The following is a 17,386-nucleotide window of genomic DNA, read 5'->3' on the forward strand; positions in this document are numbered from 1 at the left end:
AAAAATGAGCGTATTAAAGCGGACACGATCCACTCAGGTTCTGAGCTGATCCAAAACTTGCTTTAGTACCGCTTGTACCTTCGATCCGATCCCCGGCGCTTCCGACGCCCTGGGGCCTGCAATGTTCAGGACCGTTACCGGGGTGATTGACAACCAACCCTGTACTTGTTTCGCGCAGGTAACCGCGCCATCCCTGAGATCGACAACCAGGTATGGTTTATGAGCCTCTTTTGCGAAGACTATGGTTTGCTGCGTGCCCGGGCTGTTCGAGCCGTTTACAAAAATGAGAGTGGCGTCGCTGTTTTCTACATTCAACCGGGTTCGCACCACGACTTCGGTGGAATGCGTTTCCAATAGGCCGCTGAAGTGATCGGGAATAGGGCCCGCTTCGTTCATTCGCTCTTTGGGAACCCAGCCGCCGTAGTCCAAGCCATTGTCGCGTGCGAATTCAAGCGCCGCAATGTCCACGCCAGTTTGCCCACCTGAGACAATCTTCATAATCTGAGCCTTCTCAACCCCGAACGACGTTAGCCGTGATGCTGGTTCATCGCAAACGGCAAGGGCTTTCAAGAAAGTAGCGCCTCGTGGCTTATCCCGCGTGTCCTGCATCTCATGGTATGGATAATCTGTCGCTAGAAGGAAGGTGTGTTGCACTATACTCAGGTGCCATAAGGTACGTTTGGTTTCCAAAGTGAATTTCTGTTGCTGTACCAAAAGTAACAGAGGCAAATTGCCGAAAGGACAGGGGCAGAACAACGCATGGCGACACAATCCCAAGGTAAAGCTGTGTTTCTCTCGGGCAGTTTGATGGGTCACGTCACCCGCATGTCGCTGACCACGAGTATCGGCCTAATGGCGATTTTCGCCGTTGATTTCGTGGATATGATTTTCATTTCGATGCTCGGCAACGACGCACTGGCCGCAGCCGTTGGCTATGCTGGCACGTTGTTGTTTTTTACCAACTCTATCAATGTCGGTCTTTCGATCGCTGCCGGTGCATTAGTGGCGCGCGAACTTGGCGCGGGGCGGTCCACACAAGCACGCCAGTTCGGTACAAGTGTTGCGGTTCTGGGTGCGCTGGTCGGTACGGTCGTCTCTGCCTTTGTCATGTTTAATCTGACATTTTTCCTGTCTTTGCTGGGCGCGGAGGGAGAAGTGCTGCGTTTGGCTACCCGATATGTGTCGATCGTTTTGCCGACCATGTGGGTGATGGCGGTCGCTATGACAGGTATGGCCGTGCTTCGCGCGTATGGCGACGCACGACGATCAATGCAGGCGACAATTTACGGAGGGGTCGTGAATGCCGTTTTAGACCCCTTTTTGATCTTTGCCGTTGGGCTTGGTTTAGACGGGGCTGCTATCGCGTCGGTCATTGCGCGGATTTGCATGTTAATTGCTGCAGTTAGACCAGCTGTACGCGTACACAAGGGCTTTGCCCGACCTTCATTTAAGAACTTGGGGGCAGACATTCGACCGGTATGTTCAATTGCAGTGCCGGCCGTACTGACCAATGTTGCTACGCCCATCGGCAACGCCATTGTTATCCGCGAAGTTGCGCAATTTGGAACTGACGCCGTGGCGGGAATGGCCGTGATTGGGCGTTTGATGCCAGTCGCTTTTTCTGTCGTGTTCGCCTTGTCCGGGGCCATCGGACCGATCGTGGGACAGAACTTTGGAGCCGGTCTGTATGACCGCGTGCGTGAAACCTTCATCGCCGGTCTAAAGTTCACTGCAGTCTATGTCTGCTTAATGGCTGCCACACTGTTTTTGCTGCGCGCGCCAATTTCGGATTTGTTTCAGGCGCAGGGGGAAACAAGGGCGCTGATCTACCTGTTCTGCGGGCCACTGGCATTGGCCTCATTTTTTAACGGTGTGATCTTTGTGGCAAACGCCAGTTTCAATAACCTTGGCCACCCGGTGTATTCGACCTGGATCAACTGGGGGCGGCACACGTTGGGCACGTGGCCCTTTGCGGTTGCCGGTGCCTATATTGCGGGCGCACCTGGTGTACTGCTTGGTCAGGCTCTGGGTGGCGTTATCTTTGCTGTGATCTGCGTGATTTTGGTGCGCCGAGTCGTATCAAGCCTTGCCGAGCCACAGCCTGCCGATCCCTTTGCCGGTCAGACACGGTTGCAGGCATTGTTCGGGCGGCGTGGCTGGTAATCAGTTGCCCTGACTTCGGGCCTCCAACCGCTCAAGGTTGACCACCGTTGACAACATCAGGCGGTCATGGCTCCAGTCTTCGGTTTGTTGAACCGATGCGGCTGCCAAGCCCAGTAAAAGCGCAAACAGGATGCTGAGTCCGAGGAAAAGAAGTGGCATGGACCGGTGTATGGAAGGAGCATCAGCCAGTGCAATCACGCGTTGCCTCAACACGCGTTTTGCCTTTCCTTCGGTGACCAGAGCCACGTTCAAGACACGAGGGCTGCCGCGAACGACGGTGCGAGCACAATAGTCCAGCAGGCAAGAAGTATAGTCACTTGCGTCAACGCCCCGACGCGCCACGACCGATTGATCGCAGGCCAATTCGCGAAGGCGATCAAACTGGTATTTCAATACCAGATAGGCCGGATTCCAGAACAGCAACGGGCGCAGAAACTCAAATCCCAACTCCCATTCCACATCCCCAGCGCGCACATGCTGCAACTCATGAGCAAGAGCAAATCGCAACTCTCGGGGCGAATCCAGAAGATGGCTGGGCAGAACGACATGGCGACGACGCAGCCCACGTACGGCGAATGGCACGGCGATGCGGTCGGAAAGGCGAATGTCCACCTTGGCCGAGCGGCGCCACAGAAAGCTTGTGTTTACAGTTTCACGGATAGCCAGTGCATCACGAGTTACGCGCAGAGCGTAGGCTACAGAGATCAGCGCCAAAAGCGCAAGGATTGCCAACACAGCCGGATACTCTCGGCTGAACATCACTTCGATCCAGCGCTGACGGGTGTTCAGTAATGCCTCGAACTGTGTGGCGGGCATGGCGATGTCACCACGAAGATAAGCCGCTACGGCGATATCGCCGATGGCTACTGTGCCATTTGCAGGCCCATAAGAAGCCAGCGCGAACACACCCAACGCCAGAAGCGGGCTGAGGGCAACGCACAAACATAGCGCCTTGAGCGTACGCAACTGAGCCACAAATCCGTGCCTCATGGGCGTTCTGGACATAGCTCCACGTGCGATCAGCCAGACGATGGCGGCCAGGCCAAGCACCAAATTCCATTCCAAATATACGTCGAGAACCGGTTTAACCGCTGTCATTTTGCAGTCTCCTCTCTACCAGTGCCCGAATTTCCTCCAGATCGGCTTCGCTCAATCCCGCGTCGTCGACCAAACGTGCCACCAGCGAAGCCGGAGTATCGTCGAACAACGTGCGGGAAAGGTTCTGCAGCGACCGCGCCTGATACCTGTCCTTTTCCAGAAGCGGCTTATAGATCAGCGTCTTTCCGTCCTTGCGGCTTTCGACAAAGCCTTTCTCATCGAGAATACGAAGGATAGTTGCACCCGAAGTATAAGCCAGATTGCGTTCTGGCGGCAGGCGATCAAGCACGTCACGGACCGAGCCCTGACCAAGCGCCCAGAGCTCGTTCATGAACTCAAGTTCAACTTCGGTCAGAAGGTTAGTTGTTTTTTTCTTTCGCATCGGTCTTTCGTGTCGCATTTTTTAGTATGCCTGACAGACAAGCATCCTTTCGCTGTTTCGCAAAGCTCAAACTTTCCAGAAGACGAAAATACCCCACCCGATGGACAGGAAAAGTGGCGTCCAAACCGGTTGGCCCACCAGTCCAAGCCAGGCCAGGAAGATATAGGCCGATCCCAGAAGCGTGATGAACAGACGGTCACCCAGCGTGGTCGTCAGGCCCAGAACGCCGCGTCGTTCGATCCCATCGCGGTATTTGAAACCTTCGAGTACCCCGATCAGGGCGATTGCCGAGAAGATCCCGACGAACAGTGCCAGCGTTGCTGGGGTCCAGGCCATCCAGAAGTCGGGCCACAGAGGATCGGTCCAGGAAAACCCTTTTTCCTCTTGCTGGCCGACAGAGCCCCAACCGGCTTGTTGGGCAACAGCCATGGACGGAAAGAAAGGGAGGGTGAGAAGAATTTTACGCATATTGAACCTCACACACGTCCCATCGCGAAACCACGCGCGATGTAATTGCGAACAAACCAGATGACGATGGCGCCGGGGATGATGGTGAGCGTCCCGGCTGCGGCGAGCAGGCCCAGCTCATATCCCGCGCTGGATGCTGTGCGGGTCATCACGGCAGCGATGGGTTTAGCTTCGACTGCGGTCAGGGTCTTGGCAAGCAGCATCTCAACCCATGAGAACATGAAGCAGAAGAACGCCGCCACACCCACGCCCGCTTTGATGTTCGGCAAAAAGATCGTCACAAAGAAGCGGGGGAAAGAGTAGCCGTCAACATAGGCCGTCTCGTCCAGTTCCTTCGGGATGCCGCGCATGAAGCCTTCCAAAATCCACACCGCCAGCGGCACGTTGAACAGCGTGTGTGCCAGCGCCACGGCCAGATAAGTGTCGAACAGGTGGATCGACGAATAAAGCTGGAAGAACGGCAGCGCGAATACCGCAGCTGGGGCCATCCGGTTTGTCAGCAGCCAGAAGAACAGCTGCTTGTCGCCAAGGAATCTATAGCGTGAGAACGCATAAGCCGCAGGCAACGCGACACAAACCGAAAGCACCGTGTTAATTGTCACATAAATGATCGAGTTGATGTAGCCCCAATACCATGTTGGATCGGTAAAGATGGTGATGTAGTTTTCCAGCGTGAAGGTCTGGGGAAACAGGGAAAAGCCCGACAGGATCTCGTTCGTGGTCTTGAAGGACATCGCCACTAGCCAATAGATCGGCAGCATCAGGAACGCGATATAGAGGATCGGGATAAGAGACCGCTTCTTCATTGCGCGTCATCCTTTGTCATCAGAGTGTAGAAGACCCAGCTGACCAGCAGCGTGATGGCGAAGTAGATCAGGCTCATCGCGGCTGCAGGGCCGAGGTCGAACTGTCCCAGCGCGATCTTCACCAGGTCGATCGACAGCAAGGTGGTTGAGTTGCCGGGGCCGCCGCCGGTCAGAACGAAGGGCTCGGTATAGATGTTAAAACTGTCCATAAAGCGCAGCAGTACAGCGATGGTCAGGACGGTTTTCATCTTGGGCAACTGGATATAGCGGAACACCGACCAGGGGCTGGCACCGTCGATCTTGGCGGCCTGATAATAGGCATCGGGGATCGACACGAGACCCGCATAGCACAGCAAGACGACCAACGAAGTCCAGTGCCAGACATCCATTATGACGATGGTGATCCAGGCAGACAACGGCTGTTGCGTCATGTCATAGTTGATGCCCAGAAAGTCATTCAGGAAGTAACCCATCAGACCGATTTTCGGCAGTGTAAAGATGTTCCACATTGAACCGACGACGTTCCACGGGATCAGCATCGGAAGAGCCATCAGCACCAGACAGACGGGCACCCAGAACCCTTTGCGTGGCATCGACAAGGCCACGATAATCCCCAGTGGAACTTCGATCAGCAAGATCAAGAAAGTAAACAGGAATTGTCGTCCTAGAGCGGCCTGAAAACGGTCCGAGCGTAGGATTTGTTCGAACCAACCTAGCCCTTCCCAGAAGAACTGGTTGTTACCAAAGGTTTCCTGCACCGAGTAGTTGACCACCGTCATCATCGGCACCAGCGCGTTGAACGCTACCAGCGCCAACACCGGCAGGACAAAGAACCATGCCTTTTGGTTTTCCGTTCTCATTGCGCCCGCTCCTCGGTTGCGATCCAGCCGTCGCGGTAGACGCGGGATTGTTCTGGTTTGAATTGCAGGAAGACTTGCGATCCAGGCTCGGGAACCTCATGTTCCGTCACGGCCTTGAGGGCGGTATTGCCAACCATTGCGCTGACCACATAGTGGCGCCCAATGTCCGAAACCTTCGTTACATGTGCCGGGATGCCCGCGTCGCCAAAGCCCACGTATTCGGGGCGGATGCCCAGATGGGTGAGACCTCCGTCGCCTTGCGTCGGACCTTCAAGCATCACCTCGTGTCCTTCGAACACAGCTCGGTCGCCTTTGGTTTCGCAGGGCAGAACGTTCATGCCGGGAGAGCCGATGAAATGGCCAACAAAAGTATGCTGAGGGCGTTCGAACAGTTCCACCGGCGTACCGATCTGGACGACTTCACCTTCTTGCATCACCACGACTTCATCCGCGAAGGTCAACGCCTCGGTCTGGTCGTGGGTCACATAGATCATCGTAGCTTTGACGCGCTGATGCAGCTCTTTCAGCTTCGAGCGCAGCTTCCATTTCAAATGCGGGTCGATCACAGTCAGCGGTTCATCAAACATCACCGCGTTCACATCATCGCGCACCAGTCCGCGCCCCATTGAAATCTTTTGCTTGTTATCCGGGCTCAGACCGCTGGCGCGTGTGTTCAGCATATCCGTGACGTCCAGCATTTCGGCGATCTCATCAACGCGGCGCTTAATCTTTTCAGGATCGACGCCACGGTTTTTCAAAGGAAAGGCCAGGTTTTCGCCGACGGTCATCGTGTCGTAGATCACCGGGAACTGAAACACCTGCGCGATATTGCGCTGGTCCGGGGGCAGGGCGGTGACGTCACGTCCGTCGAACAGGATTTGCCCTTCGGACGGCGTCAACAGACCTGAAATGATATTCAGCAACGTAGACTTGCCGCAGCCCGAAGGGCCAAGCAGTGCATATGCGCCACCGTCGCGCCACGTTACGTCGATCTCCTTCAGGGCATAGTCTTCCGGGCTTTTTGGCGCGGGCATGTAGCTGTGCCGCAGGTTTGAAAGCTTGATCTGTGCCATGTCAGGCCACCCTTTGGCCGTCTTGGCCGAAATACCGACAATGGGCCGGGTTCATGTAAAAACTGTGGTTCTCGCCAACCTGATAGGGATGCACGCCAGCAGCCAACGATACCCAAGCATCTTCACCATGCTGGAAATGCGCACTCGAATCTGATCCGGACAGTTCTGTTACGATCACGCGCCCAGTCAGTTCCACATCAGTGTCAGAAGTGCGGAACGGTGTGACCCGGTGTGGGCGCACAGCAACCATGTACTCTCCATCGGCCATATCAGTAACAGACCAGCCACCGCCGCCTGCCAACTGCGCCTGAGCACCGGATACCGTGATGCGCGATACATTGATTGGAGGGTCCGAAAACACGCGCGCGGCAGCGAGGTTTTCGGGATTGCGATAGATATCGGCGGTAGGCCCAAATTGAGTGACGCGGCCGTCCTCCATCAGGGCTGTGTGACCGCCCAACAAAAGTGCCTCTTCGGGTTCCGAGGTTGCATAAACCACCACGGCACCACGCCCGGCAAACAAGTCAGGAAGCTGTTCTCGCAATTCTTCACGCAGCTTGTAGTCGAGGTTCGCCAGCGGCTCATCCAGGAACACTGCTCGGCTCTCTTTTGCGATTGCGCGGGCCAATGCGGTTCGTTGTTGTTGCCCGCCCGACAGCTCATGCGGGCGTCGGTGCAGCATTGGGCGAAGTTGCAGTAAGTCGGCTGCTTCTTCCACGCGACCTTCGATCTCGGACTTCGCCATACCTGCTACACGTAGGGGCGAAGCAATGTTGTCGAATACCGTCATATGTGGGTAGTTCACGAAGAACTGGTGTACGAGGCTGATCTGCCGCTTCTGCGTGTTCAGCTTTGTGACGTCCTGCCCATCCATGAAGACTTTGCCAGAGGCGATCGGGTCCAACCCAGCCATCAACTTGATCAAAGAGGTCTTGCCCGATCCGGTTGCGCCCAGCAGCACATTGAAATGGCCAGTCTGAAGCGTCAGAGTCGTGGGTTTGATATGGATGACATTGCCAACCCGTTTGGTGGCGTTTTGAATTTCGATCATGTCCGTGAGTTCCGATCCTTCAGTGCGTCGCACTGGTCTTGGGATGGGGATGCCGAAGTCGGCACCCCCGGTTTTCATGGCTTACTGAGACTGCCAGCGCGCCACCAGTTCGTCATAGTTGACGGTCTGGCCCTGCGGCTTTTCGTTCTCAAGCTTGGCCTTGGGCGAACCCGCTTTCTCCAGCCAGAACTCAGGGTCTTGCGGCTCGTTTAGGCGCGGGCCACAGCCACCGTAGACACCAGCGCTTTCGTCCGCAGCCTGCATACGGCCCATGGTGATGTCCATTTCTTCGGCCAGACGGTCCATCGCCTCTTGCGGGGTGAAAGCCCCCGAGTTCACGTCACCGATCTGCTGCCACCAGATCTGGGCCAGCTTCGGATAGTCCGGCACGTTGATGCCAGTCGGCGACCATGCCACACGGTCGGGCGAGCGGTAGAACTCGACCAGACCACCCAGCTTGGGTGCGCGTTCGGTGAACGACTCGTGGTTAACCGAGCTGTCGCGGATGAAGGTCAGACCCACGTGGGACTTTTTCACATCGACAGTCTTGGAGGTCACGAACTGAGCGTAGAGCCAAGCCGCCTGCGCACGATCCTCGGGGGTCGATTTCAGGAAGGTCCATGAACCCACGTCCTGATAGCCAACCTTCTGGCCTTCTTCCCAATAGGGGCCATGCGGGCTGGGCGCCATGCGCCATAGCGGCGTGCCTTCGTCATCCACGGTGTTGTTGCCTTCGGACTTCGGCTTCACCATGTCGGCGGTAAAGGCAGTGTACCAGAAGATCTGCTGGGCCACGTTGCCTTGGCTAAGAGCCGGTAGTGACTGGTAGAAGTCATAAGACGCTGCACCCGGAGGCGCGTAGGCCCGCAGCCATTCGTCCCATTTGCGGATCGCATAGACCGCAGCCGGACCGTTTGCGGCGCCACCGCGGGATACAGATGCACCAACGGGATTACAGGTGCCCGCTTCCATGCGGATGCCCCATTCGTCGACAGGAACGCCGTTCGGCTCGCCCACGTCGCCGGCACCTGCCATCGAAAGCCAGGCGTCCGTCATTCGCCAACCAAGGTCAGGCGCGCGTTTGCCATAGTCCATGTGGCCATAGATGGTCACACCATCGACTTCCTTCACATCATTGGTGAAGAACTCGGCGATGTCCTCATAGGCCGACCAGTTGACCGGAACGCCTAGATCGTAGCCGTACTTCTCTTTGAAGGCTGCCTTGTTGTCTTCGTCATCGAACCAGTCCTTGCGGAACCAGTAGAGGTTCGCGAATTGCTGGTCCGGCAGCTGGTACAGCTTGCCGTCAGGACCTGTGGTGAACTGAATGCCCATGAAGTCATCCAGATCCAGCGTCGGCGAGGTTGTCGCGGCCCAATCACCTTCCATCATGTCGGTCAGCGGGTAAGCCAGTTGCAGGCGCGAGTGCGTACCGATCAGGTCACTGTCGTTGACATAGCCGTCATACAGGTTCCGACCTGTCTGCATCTGGGTTTGTACGGCCTGAACCACTTCGCCCTCACCAAGGATCTGGTGGTTGACCTTGATGCCGGTGATTTCCTCGAAGGCCTTGGTTAGAACCTCGGACTCGTACGAGTGGGTCGGGATGCCTTCGGACAGGACGTTGATTTCCATACCAGCATAGGGTTGTGCAGCCTCGATGAACCACTTCATCTCGCTCATCTGTTCGTCTTTCGACAGGGTCGATGGCTGGAATTCGTCGTCAATCCAACGTTGTGCTGCGGCTTCGTCGGCCCAAGCAGGACCATGCCCCGCAATGACGGCAGCCGCCGCCACTGCGGAAAGTAGATGTCTCCGCATCTGTCTCCTCCCAAAGATTATGGTTTCCGGCGCGAACCGGATGGCGATAAGCATCAGCGATTTTTTGCGTATCTGTCAAACTAAATTTTTAGTAATTGAGATTTTTAGCGATTTCCAAGCGCGAACTTCTCCTCGGTTGCCAATTCCTGAATTCGTTGTAAGCTGCAACCAATACTGTAAAAAATGCCGCTAAACACCGTGGCAAAGACTAGCGAAATTCACTTAGACGGATGAGGATAGGTAATGTCCCAGAGTCTGTTGAAATACACGCGTGTACTAGAAATCGTAGGGGACACGATCAAGGTCAGGGTGCCGATGGACGGGGCCTTTGGCGCGGCGGTTCGTTTCAATGACCTGGCGGTAATTGAGACGGTCGATGGCCACAAAACCCTTGCGCAAGCGATATTCATTGACCGTGATGTCGTAACTTTGCAGGTGTTCTCGGGCACCAAGGGAATCTCGACCGAGGCGACCGCAACCTTTCTGGGTCACCCGATGCAGACGCCGTATTCTTCAAACATTTTGGGCCGTGTTTTCGATGGGGCAGGTGTGGCGATTGATGGCGGGCCGGACTTGGCGTCAGAACCTCGAATCGACATCGGCGGCCCGACAGTGAACCCGGCTGAACGCGCGGTTCCGAATAAGATGATCCGCACTGATGTACCTATGATCGACGTGTTCAACACGCTGGTTGAAAGCCAGAAAATTCCGATCTTTTCCGTCTCGGGCGAGCCGTTTAACGCCTTCCTCAGCCGAATCGGTATTCAAGCTGATGCCGACATTGTGGTTTTTGGCGGGTTGGGTCTGATCTTCGATGACTACCACACCTTCCGGACATCTTTTGAGGATGCGGGTGTGTTCTCCAGGACGGTAATGTTCGTCAATCAGGCCATGGACCCTCTTGTCGAGCGTCTGCTTGTTCCCGACATGGCACTGGCCGTCGCCGAAAAATTCGCGGTGGAGGAAGGTAAACGCGTACTGGTTTTGTTGACCGACATGACTGCCTTTGCGGACGCGATGAAAGAAGTTGGCATCAGTCAGGAACGCGTACCTTCACAGCGTGGCTATATGGGCGATCTCTATTCGCAGCTTGCGCGCCGTTATGAGAAAGCATGCGACTATGCCAAGGGCGGGTCGGTGACGGTGCTAACCGTTACGACAATGCCCGGCAACGACGTGACCCACCCTGTGCCGGACAATACTGGCTATATCACCGAGGGGCAGTTCTATCTGCATTCCGGCGTGATCGATCCGTTCGGCAGTCTTTCGCGCCTCAAGCAGAACGTAATCGGTAAAACCACCCGGGAAGATCACGGTCAGATCATGAACACTATGATCCGGTTTTATTCGGAAAGCCGTGATGCCGCGCAAAAACAGGCGATGGCATTTGATCTGTCAGACTACGATCATCAATTGCTGAAATTCGGCAGCCTTTTCCGCAAGCGGTTCATGGATATCAACGTTTCGATCCCGTTGGAGGAAGCACTGGATCTTGGTTGGAAAACGCTGGCCGAGTGTTTTGCGCCCGAGCAACTTTTGATGAAGCAGGCTCTGGTCGACAAGTATTTCCCAAAGGATGCTAATGGCGCGGTTGCAGCTGAATAAATCGTCGCTGGCCCGTCAGCAGACGCAGCTGAAAACCTATGAGCGGTTCTTGCCTTCGCTGGACCTCAAGCGTCAACAGTTGATGGCTGAACGCGCTAAAGCCCGCGCAGATGTAAAGCGTCTTGAGGATGAGGTGCAGGAACTGGCGCAACAGGTTGGGGCAAAGCTGCCTATGTTGGCGCAGCAGGGCATTGATCTGGACGGTTTGGTCCAGCTCAAGGACTACCATGTAAAAGAGGTCAACGTGGTTGGCGTCAAAATGCCGGCGCTGGATCGGATAGAGGTTGCGGTGCGGCCTTATTCGCTGCTGGCAAAACCCCATTGGGTCGATTCCGCCGCGAAGCTGCTGCATGACATGATCGAGGCGCGCTTACGGGTCAAAGTGGCCGAGGAGCGGGTGAAGATTTTCGATAAGGCCGTCGCCACTATCACGCAAAGGGTGAATCTGTTCGAAAAGGTTCTGATCCCGCGCGCCAAGGCCAATATCAAGAGAATTCGCATCTACCTGAGCGATGAGCAGATGCAGGCTGTCGTGCGCTCGAAAATCTCAAAGCGTAAACACGCGCAAGAGGCGGTGACATGAGTGTTGCGCGTCTGAAAAAACTTTCACTGGTTGGTCGCGCAGATCAGAAGACCGACACGCTTGAGGCGTTGCAGGAATTGGGGTGTATGCATGTGCTACCATTGGCCGCCCCGCCGGCCGAGCCGGAAAAGATCAGCGAACGCGGTGCAAGAAACGCTTACAAAGCATTGCGTTTCCTATCAGATGTGCCCGAGCCGCGCCGTCAGATTCAACGCGATCCCGACTTTGACATGGACCAGTTTGTCAAGGACGTGATGGATCTAATGCAACGTATCCGCGATACGTCCGACAGACGAGATTTTCTGGGCCATCGTATTGCTCAGGTTAGGCCGTGGGGTGATCTTGATTTCCCTCCTGACGACGTATTGGCGGGCAACCGGCTGTGGTTCTATCAACTGCCTGTAAAACATCGCGGAGCTTTAGATAATCTGGCGCTGCCTTGGGCCATTCTGGGCCAGGATAATCGTTTCGTCTATGCCGTCCTAATCGCGCCTGAAGAGCCTGCGGACGACATCCTGCCCGTACCGCGTACACATACGGGATCGCTGCCGGTTCATGAGCTTGAGGCGCAGTTCGAAGAAGCTGAGATCGCGATTGAAGCACTTGAGGCGGAGCGCGTCGCGCAAACCAGATATTTGACATTGATGCGGCGCAACCTCTCGGCGGCGGAAAGTGCGGCGGAACTGGCCCATGCGACACAAAAGGTTCGGGATGAAGAGGCGATGTTCGCCCTCCAGGGATGGGTGCCGGAGGATCGTATTGACGCCGTTTTGGACATGGCACAGGCCAAGGATGCGGCGGTTCTGATCGAAGACCCACGTCCCGAAGACGCCCCGCCGACGCTGCTTGAGCAACCGGAAAAACGTAGCGCTGCGGTAGACTTGGCGTTGTTTTATCAAGTGCCCGGATACAAGGATTGGGACCCAAGCGTCATAGTCGCGGCCTCATTTGCATTTTTTTTCGCAATGATCGTGGCTGATGCTGGTTACGGCGTGGTAATTCTGTTGGGCCTATTACTGTTCTGGAAACGTATGGACGCATCAGCCGGGCAACGCTCTTGGTGGCGGTACGGGTTGATCATTTCAGGCGCAACGATCCTGTACGGAGCCTTGGTCGGAAGTTACTTCGGTGTATCTCCACCCGACGGATCAATCCTGGCAAAAATCAAAATACTCGACCTCAATAACTTCGGAGCCATGATGATGGTTTCGATTGTCGTCGGCGTTCTGCATTTGGTACTGGCTAACGCTTTGGCCGCGCGTGCAGCTTGGGGGCAGCGTAAGGCGATTGCCAATCTGGGTTGGATTGCGGCTTTGATCGGCGGGTTCGTGCTGTGGCTCAGTTATATGAAAGGGAACTCTACGACGCCAGGTGCAGTGCTACTGGGCGTGGGCATTTTGGCTATTCTTCTGTTTTCAAGCGAACGCGAGATGAAAAAGCCAATCGACTGGCTGTGGCGCTTGATCGAAGGACTGCAGGGTTTGGCCGGGGCAATGGGAGCGTTTGGAGATGTGCTCAGCTATATGCGCCTGTTTGCGCTGGGATTGGCTTCGGCCTCGCTTGCGATCACCTTCAACGATCTCGCCGTGTCTGTGATGCATGCTTTGAAAGGGCCGGGTATTCTGTTCGCGCTGTTGATCCTGATCATCGGTCACATCCTGAACTTCGCCCTCGCAATGATGAGCGGCGTCGTCCACGGTTTACGTCTCAATTACATCGAATTCTTTAAATGGGGTTTGCTGGACGAAGGCATCGTCTTTCGTCCGTTCGCCCGCAAGGAGGTTCAGGAATGAATGAGCTTGTTTTGACATTGGGTTGGTTGGGGATTTACGCACCCATGGCGTTGGGCGCCGCAGCCAGCGCGATTGGCTGTTCCATTGCAGGAATGGCCAGTATCGGCGCGATGACCGAAACTGAGGGCGGCTATGGCCGGTTTGTAGGTGTCTCGGCCTTTCCGTCGACCATGGTGATTTACGGCATCGTGATCATGTTCACCCTGAACCGCGACGTAACACCTGAAAATGCGGGTGGCCTATTCGGGATTGGTATCCTGTCGGGTATCGCGTTGATGTACTGCGGCATCTGGCAGGGCCGAGCATGCGCCGCAGCGATCAACGCGACCAAGGAAAAACCAGAAATCTTCGGTCTATCGCTGGCACCTGCTGCGATTATCGAAGGTTTCGGCGTTTTCGCTTTTGTCTTTGCCTTGGTCATTAGCGCGGGGATTAGCTGATGGCACAGGATGGTATGATCTCGCACGGTGTGGACGCTCTGATCGACAAGCTACGAAACGACGGAGTGGCAGCGGGGCAGGCAGACGCAGATAAATTGCGGGCAGATGCAAAGGCTGAGGCTGCCAAAATTCTTGCTGATGCCAAGCACGAAGCGGATGAGTATCAGAAGAAAGCGCGCAGCGAGTCCGACAGTTATCGCGCGGCCGGAGAAGAAGCGCTGAATACGGCCATGCGAGACGCGGTTCTAACGATGAAGGCTGGGCTGACGGATCGGTTTCGCGAAGATGTTGAACGTCTTGTCACCAAGGAAATGGCTGACCCAGACCTTTTGAAACAGATGATCCTCGAGGTCGTGGGACGTGCCGCTGAAGGGGCCAACCTTGACGGCAAAGTGCAAGTCATACTGCCCACCAAGATCGCGACCCAAGAGGATATCAAACAGAACGCTGACGACATCCAATCCGGCAAGCTCACTAAATATGTGCTTGGCCTGACCGCCGAAATGTTGCGCGAACAGGTGGAATTGCACGCCTCGGACGATACGCAAGGAGGCATTCGGGTGCGGGCAGAAGATCAGGGTGTAGTGCTGGACTTGACGGACAAGGCCGTGGCCTCATTGCTTATGGAACATCTGCAGCCCCGTTTCCGCGCTGTGCTGGAAGGGGTGATCCGGTAAGATGTCGGATCCCGACGCATATATCGCGCTGATCAGCAGCCTGCCGGGGTCCGAGCGGTTGTTTGTTGCTAAACAACCGCCTCTTTCGCGCTTGCGGCTGGACCGACGTCTGAGCGCGCTGTCCGTTGAGGATGCTCAGGTTTTGAAAGTGTTGGAGAACGCTCTGAATTGGAGCGATTACGACATGGGTGTCAGCGACGCGCAGGTTGTCGCACGCTGTAAAAAAGCGTTACGGGACGTGCCGCAGCCGACATTGCGTAAAGTGCTTATAGAACGGATGGACCTTCGCACGGTCATCGCCGCGTTGCGTCTGCGCAGACAAGGAGGCAGCCCGCCTGCCGGATTGTTTGGCATGGGACGCTGGAGCCGCCATATACCCGCAAATTGGAGTGACTCGACCTTTCGATTGGAGGGGCCGATGCCGTGGATCAAAGAGGCCAAACAATTGCTGGAGGCAGAAGATCCATTGGGTTTGGAACGTTTGCTTCTGTCGATCAGTCATAAGCAACTTAAACGACACAGCGGGCGTCACTACTTCGATTTCGAAGCTGTGGCGATCTACGTGTTGACTTGGAACATTTTCGATCGCTGGGCGCAAAGCAACGCGCAGGACGCGGCTAAGAGATTTGAACATCTGGCGCAGCAGGCCATGGCCAGCGCCGCCAAGATCGACTTTGATGGAGCAAGCGTATGACAGCCCCAACCTCCGCCACACAAACCGCCACAGCCCGCGTCGTTTCGGTTCAAGAGGGGCTGGTGCAAATTCAGGCCAACCCCGACGCTTCGGGCCAGCCCGGGCAATTGGTCAAGAATGAGGTTGTGTTCATTCTTCCGACCCGTTCGGGTCCCAGTGGACGACAGGAGAGATTGAAAGCTGAAGTGCTACGTGTGCGCGGTGATACAGCAGATGTGCAGGTCTATGAAAGTACCGATGGGGTGGCCGTAGGCGACCCGGTAGAGCAATCGGGGCAATTGCTGTCAGTTGAGCTGGGGCCGGGTTTGCTGGGACAGGTGTTTGACGGGTTGCAATCTCCTTTGCCCAAAGTCGCTGCTGAGTTCGGCACATTCTTACCACGAGGGGCCGATGTGGCTCCGCTAGACGATCAGTCCAAGTGGTCGTTTACCCCAACAGTAAAAGTCGGTGACACGGTCACAGCAGGCGACAGCATTGGCACCGTGCCCGAGGGGCACTTTAGCCACAAGATCATGCTGCCGTTTAACTGGGTAGGGGATTACAAGGTGGTTTGGGTCCAAAAGGGCGCGGCAACGATCCACGACATCGTCGCACGTCTTGAGGATGAGCAGGGCGGCGAACACACCCTGACCTTGGCGCAGAAATGGCCGGTGCGGCGACCGTTAACAGAGGGCATTCTCAAGCGCGCGTTGTCTGAACGGCTGTATCCAACTGAACCGGTTTTGACATCACAGCGTCTTATCGACACTTTCTTCCCCATCGCGCGCGGGGGCACAGCCTGTATTCCGGGGCCTTTCGGTGCTGGCAAGACAGTGTTGCAGAACCTGATCGCGCGAAATGCCAAGGTGGATATTGTTATCGTCGTGGCTTGCGGAGAGCGTGCCGGTGAAGTCGTCGAGACGATCCACGAATTCCCCAAGATGACTGACCCGTCCACAGGCGGCAGCCTGATGGATCGAACGATCATCATCTGCAATACGTCCTCAATGCCCGTCGCCGCGCGTGAGGCGTCGATCTTCACCGGCATTACTCTGGGCGAGTATTACCGCCAGATGGGCTATGACGTTTTACTGATTGCGGATAGTACCAGTCGCTGGGCGCAAGCGATGCGCGAAACGTCCGGCAAGCTCGAAGAAATCCCCGGCGAGGAAGGTTTTCCCGCGTATTTGGAAAGCTCGATTAAGGGCCTGTACGAGCGCGCCGGGGCGGTTAAGACAAATGACGGCGATCTAGGAAGTTTAACCTTGATCGGTACTGTTTCACCTGCAGGTGGTAACTTTGACGAGCCGGTCACACAATCCACCCTCTCGACGGTTAAGTGTTTCCTCGGCCTTTCTTCGGAGCGTGCTTACAAACGGTTCTACCCTGCGGTTGACCCAATGCTCAGTTGGTCTCGTTACACGGACCAGCTTTCAGAGTGGTACGATAAAAATGCCGAACCCGGCTGGACCGGTAAGGTTCGTGATTTGCTGGCTTTGATCGAAAAAGGCGAACAGGTCGATCAGATGATGCAAGTGACGGGCGAAGAGGGCGTCACCATTGACGACTTCGTCACCCAACAAAAGGCGCTGTTCGTGGACATGGTCTATTTACAGCAGGATGCCTTCGACAAAGTCGACGCAACAGTGCCACTTGAGCGCCAGAAGATGACATTCAAGCTGGTCTATGATGTGACCCAATCAACAGCCGAATTCACGGATAAAGCTGATGTTCGGCAGGTGTTTACACAACTCACCGGATTGCTGAAAAACTTCCACTACGCGGCGGAAAACACACCAGAGTTCAAATCGATCTGGGGGCAAATTCAGGACCTCTGCAGCGACAAGTTCGGTATTTGAAACACAGCAGTTTTAGGCACCGATACGAAACGGT

17 protein-coding genes are annotated in these 17,386 nt (G+C 55.7%); 8 read left to right on the forward strand and 9 right to left on the reverse strand.

Translation table 11 applies throughout. From position 1 onward, the window contains the following. Nucleotides 1-33 precede the first annotated feature (33 nt). The gene (locus ACR0L3_RS03835) at nt 34-498 is read right to left on the reverse strand and encodes a putative molybdenum carrier protein (protein WP_480743787.1); all 465 of its coding nucleotides are present in this window, start codon (nt 496-498) and stop codon (nt 34-36) included. A gap of 261 nt (nt 499-759) precedes the next feature. Here ACR0L3_RS03835 and ACR0L3_RS03840 point away from each other — a divergent pair, with 261 nt between their 5' ends. Further along, the gene (locus ACR0L3_RS03840) at nt 760-2,163 is read left to right on the forward strand and encodes an MATE family efflux transporter (RefSeq protein ID WP_480743789.1); all 1,404 of its coding nucleotides are present in this window, start codon (nt 760-762) and stop codon (nt 2,161-2,163) included. Here ACR0L3_RS03840 and ACR0L3_RS03845 read toward each other — a convergent pair whose 3' ends face one another. The 8 genes from ACR0L3_RS03845 to ACR0L3_RS03880 form a co-directional block, all read right to left on the reverse strand. Then, on the reverse strand, nt 2,164-3,261 hold the full coding sequence (locus ACR0L3_RS03845; protein ID WP_480743791.1) for a M56 family metallopeptidase: 1,098 nt from the start codon (nt 3,259-3,261) through the stop codon (nt 2,164-2,166). Continuing rightward, the gene (locus tag ACR0L3_RS03850) at nt 3,248-3,643 is read right to left on the reverse strand and encodes a BlaI/MecI/CopY family transcriptional regulator (protein ID WP_480426945.1); all 396 of its coding nucleotides are present in this window, start codon (nt 3,641-3,643) and stop codon (nt 3,248-3,250) included. The genes ACR0L3_RS03845 and ACR0L3_RS03850 overlap by 14 nt, the downstream gene beginning before the upstream one ends. A 66-nt stretch (nt 3,644-3,709) precedes the next feature. Then, a complete protein-coding gene (locus ACR0L3_RS03855; RefSeq protein ID WP_480743793.1) occupies nt 3,710-4,111 on the reverse strand; it encodes a DUF2160 domain-containing protein in 402 nt (133 codons plus the stop codon). 8 nt (nt 4,112-4,119) lie between these two features. After that, nucleotides 4,120-4,917, reverse strand: coding sequence for a carbohydrate ABC transporter permease (locus ACR0L3_RS03860; RefSeq protein ID WP_058280831.1), 798 nt, complete (start codon nt 4,915-4,917; stop codon nt 4,120-4,122). Next, a complete protein-coding gene (locus ACR0L3_RS03865) occupies nt 4,914-5,777 on the reverse strand; it encodes a carbohydrate ABC transporter permease (protein WP_480743794.1) in 864 nt (287 codons plus the stop codon). Before ACR0L3_RS03865 ends, ACR0L3_RS03860 begins: the two co-directional genes overlap by 4 nt. Beyond that, entirely contained in the window at nt 5,774-6,850 is a 1,077-nt protein-coding gene (locus tag ACR0L3_RS03870) for an ABC transporter ATP-binding protein (RefSeq protein WP_480743796.1), read from the reverse strand. The genes ACR0L3_RS03865 and ACR0L3_RS03870 overlap by 4 nt, the downstream gene beginning before the upstream one ends. A gap of 1 nt (nt 6,851) precedes the next feature. Then, nucleotides 6,852-7,901: an ABC transporter ATP-binding protein gene (locus ACR0L3_RS03875; RefSeq protein WP_480743797.1), complete on the reverse strand. Its 1,050-nt coding sequence runs from the start codon at nt 7,899-7,901 to the stop codon at nt 6,852-6,854. Nucleotides 7,902-7,982: 81 nt separating this feature from the next. After that, nucleotides 7,983-9,722 carry an ABC transporter substrate-binding protein gene (locus tag ACR0L3_RS03880; RefSeq protein ID WP_480743799.1) on the reverse strand — a complete coding sequence of 580 codons (1,740 nt, stop codon included), beginning with the start codon at nt 9,720-9,722 and terminating at the stop codon, nt 7,983-7,985. Between the two features lie 243 nt (nt 9,723-9,965). Between ACR0L3_RS03880 and ACR0L3_RS03885 the strand changes: the two genes are divergently transcribed. Genes ACR0L3_RS03885 through ACR0L3_RS03915 form a run of 7 tightly spaced genes read left to right on the forward strand, consistent with a single transcriptional unit; the run spans nt 9,966 to nt 17,352 of the window. After that, nucleotides 9,966-11,327: a V-type ATP synthase subunit B gene (locus tag ACR0L3_RS03885; protein WP_480743800.1), complete on the forward strand. Its 1,362-nt coding sequence runs from the start codon at nt 9,966-9,968 to the stop codon at nt 11,325-11,327. Further along, the gene (locus ACR0L3_RS03890) at nt 11,305-11,910 is read left to right on the forward strand and encodes a V-type ATP synthase subunit D (protein WP_480743801.1); all 606 of its coding nucleotides are present in this window, start codon (nt 11,305-11,307) and stop codon (nt 11,908-11,910) included. Before ACR0L3_RS03885 ends, ACR0L3_RS03890 begins: the two co-directional genes overlap by 23 nt. Next, a complete protein-coding gene (locus ACR0L3_RS03895; RefSeq protein WP_480743803.1) occupies nt 11,907-13,703 on the forward strand; it encodes a V-type ATP synthase subunit I in 1,797 nt (598 codons plus the stop codon). The genes ACR0L3_RS03890 and ACR0L3_RS03895 overlap by 4 nt, the downstream gene beginning before the upstream one ends. After that, nucleotides 13,700-14,143 (forward strand): ATP synthase subunit C, encoded by a 444-nt coding sequence (locus ACR0L3_RS03900; protein WP_170324458.1) that lies wholly within the window; start codon nt 13,700-13,702, stop codon nt 14,141-14,143. Before ACR0L3_RS03895 ends, ACR0L3_RS03900 begins: the two co-directional genes overlap by 4 nt. Further along, nucleotides 14,143-14,820 carry a hypothetical protein gene (locus ACR0L3_RS03905; RefSeq protein ID WP_480743805.1) on the forward strand — a complete coding sequence of 226 codons (678 nt, stop codon included), beginning with the start codon at nt 14,143-14,145 and terminating at the stop codon, nt 14,818-14,820. The genes ACR0L3_RS03900 and ACR0L3_RS03905 overlap by 1 nt, the downstream gene beginning before the upstream one ends. Nucleotide 14,821: 1 nt before the next feature. After that, nucleotides 14,822-15,514, forward strand: coding sequence for a hypothetical protein (locus ACR0L3_RS03910; RefSeq protein ID WP_480743806.1), 693 nt, complete (start codon nt 14,822-14,824; stop codon nt 15,512-15,514). After that, complete coding sequence (locus tag ACR0L3_RS03915; RefSeq protein WP_480743808.1) at nt 15,511-17,352, forward strand: V-type ATP synthase subunit A; 1,842 nt, start codon at nt 15,511-15,513, stop codon at nt 17,350-17,352. The genes ACR0L3_RS03910 and ACR0L3_RS03915 overlap by 4 nt, the downstream gene beginning before the upstream one ends. Nucleotides 17,353-17,386: the final 34 nt, after the last annotated feature.

The sequence above is a fragment of the Ruegeria sp. CK1 genome, assembly GCF_056536545.1.

Bases quoted from the DNA above. Each gene is read 5' to 3' on its own strand.
- ACR0L3_RS03835 (WP_480743787.1), bottom strand. From the start codon at position 498: ATGAAGATTGTCTCAGGTGGGCAAACTGGCGTGGACATTGCGGCGCTT.
- ACR0L3_RS03900 (WP_170324458.1), top strand. From the start codon at position 13,700: ATGAATGAGCTTGTTTTGACATTGGGTTGGTTGGGGATTTACGCACCC.
- ACR0L3_RS03840 (WP_480743789.1), top strand. From the start codon at position 760: ATGGCGACACAATCCCAAGGTAAAGCTGTGTTTCTCTCGGGCAGTTTG.
- ACR0L3_RS03910 (WP_480743806.1), top strand. From the start codon at position 14,822: ATGTCGGATCCCGACGCATATATCGCGCTGATCAGCAGCCTGCCGGGG.
- ACR0L3_RS03885 (WP_480743800.1), top strand. From the start codon at position 9,966: ATGTCCCAGAGTCTGTTGAAATACACGCGTGTACTAGAAATCGTAGGG.
- ACR0L3_RS03875 (WP_480743797.1), bottom strand. From the start codon at position 7,901: ATGATCGAAATTCAAAACGCCACCAAACGGGTTGGCAATGTCATCCAT.
- ACR0L3_RS03860 (WP_058280831.1), bottom strand. From the start codon at position 4,917: ATGAAGAAGCGGTCTCTTATCCCGATCCTCTATATCGCGTTCCTGATG.
- ACR0L3_RS03895 (WP_480743803.1), top strand. From the start codon at position 11,907: ATGAGTGTTGCGCGTCTGAAAAAACTTTCACTGGTTGGTCGCGCAGAT.
- ACR0L3_RS03845 (WP_480743791.1), bottom strand. From the start codon at position 3,261: ATGACAGCGGTTAAACCGGTTCTCGACGTATATTTGGAATGGAATTTG.
- ACR0L3_RS03880 (WP_480743799.1), bottom strand. From the start codon at position 9,722: ATGCGGAGACATCTACTTTCCGCAGTGGCGGCGGCTGCCGTCATTGCG.
- ACR0L3_RS03850 (WP_480426945.1), bottom strand. From the start codon at position 3,643: ATGCGAAAGAAAAAAACAACTAACCTTCTGACCGAAGTTGAACTTGAG.
- ACR0L3_RS03870 (WP_480743796.1), bottom strand. From the start codon at position 6,850: ATGGCACAGATCAAGCTTTCAAACCTGCGGCACAGCTACATGCCCGCG.
- ACR0L3_RS03855 (WP_480743793.1), bottom strand. From the start codon at position 4,111: ATGCGTAAAATTCTTCTCACCCTCCCTTTCTTTCCGTCCATGGCTGTT.
- ACR0L3_RS03890 (WP_480743801.1), top strand. From the start codon at position 11,305: ATGGCGCGGTTGCAGCTGAATAAATCGTCGCTGGCCCGTCAGCAGACG.
- ACR0L3_RS03865 (WP_480743794.1), bottom strand. From the start codon at position 5,777: ATGAGAACGGAAAACCAAAAGGCATGGTTCTTTGTCCTGCCGGTGTTG.
- ACR0L3_RS03905 (WP_480743805.1), top strand. From the start codon at position 14,143: ATGGCACAGGATGGTATGATCTCGCACGGTGTGGACGCTCTGATCGAC.
- ACR0L3_RS03915 (WP_480743808.1), top strand. From the start codon at position 15,511: ATGACAGCCCCAACCTCCGCCACACAAACCGCCACAGCCCGCGTCGTT.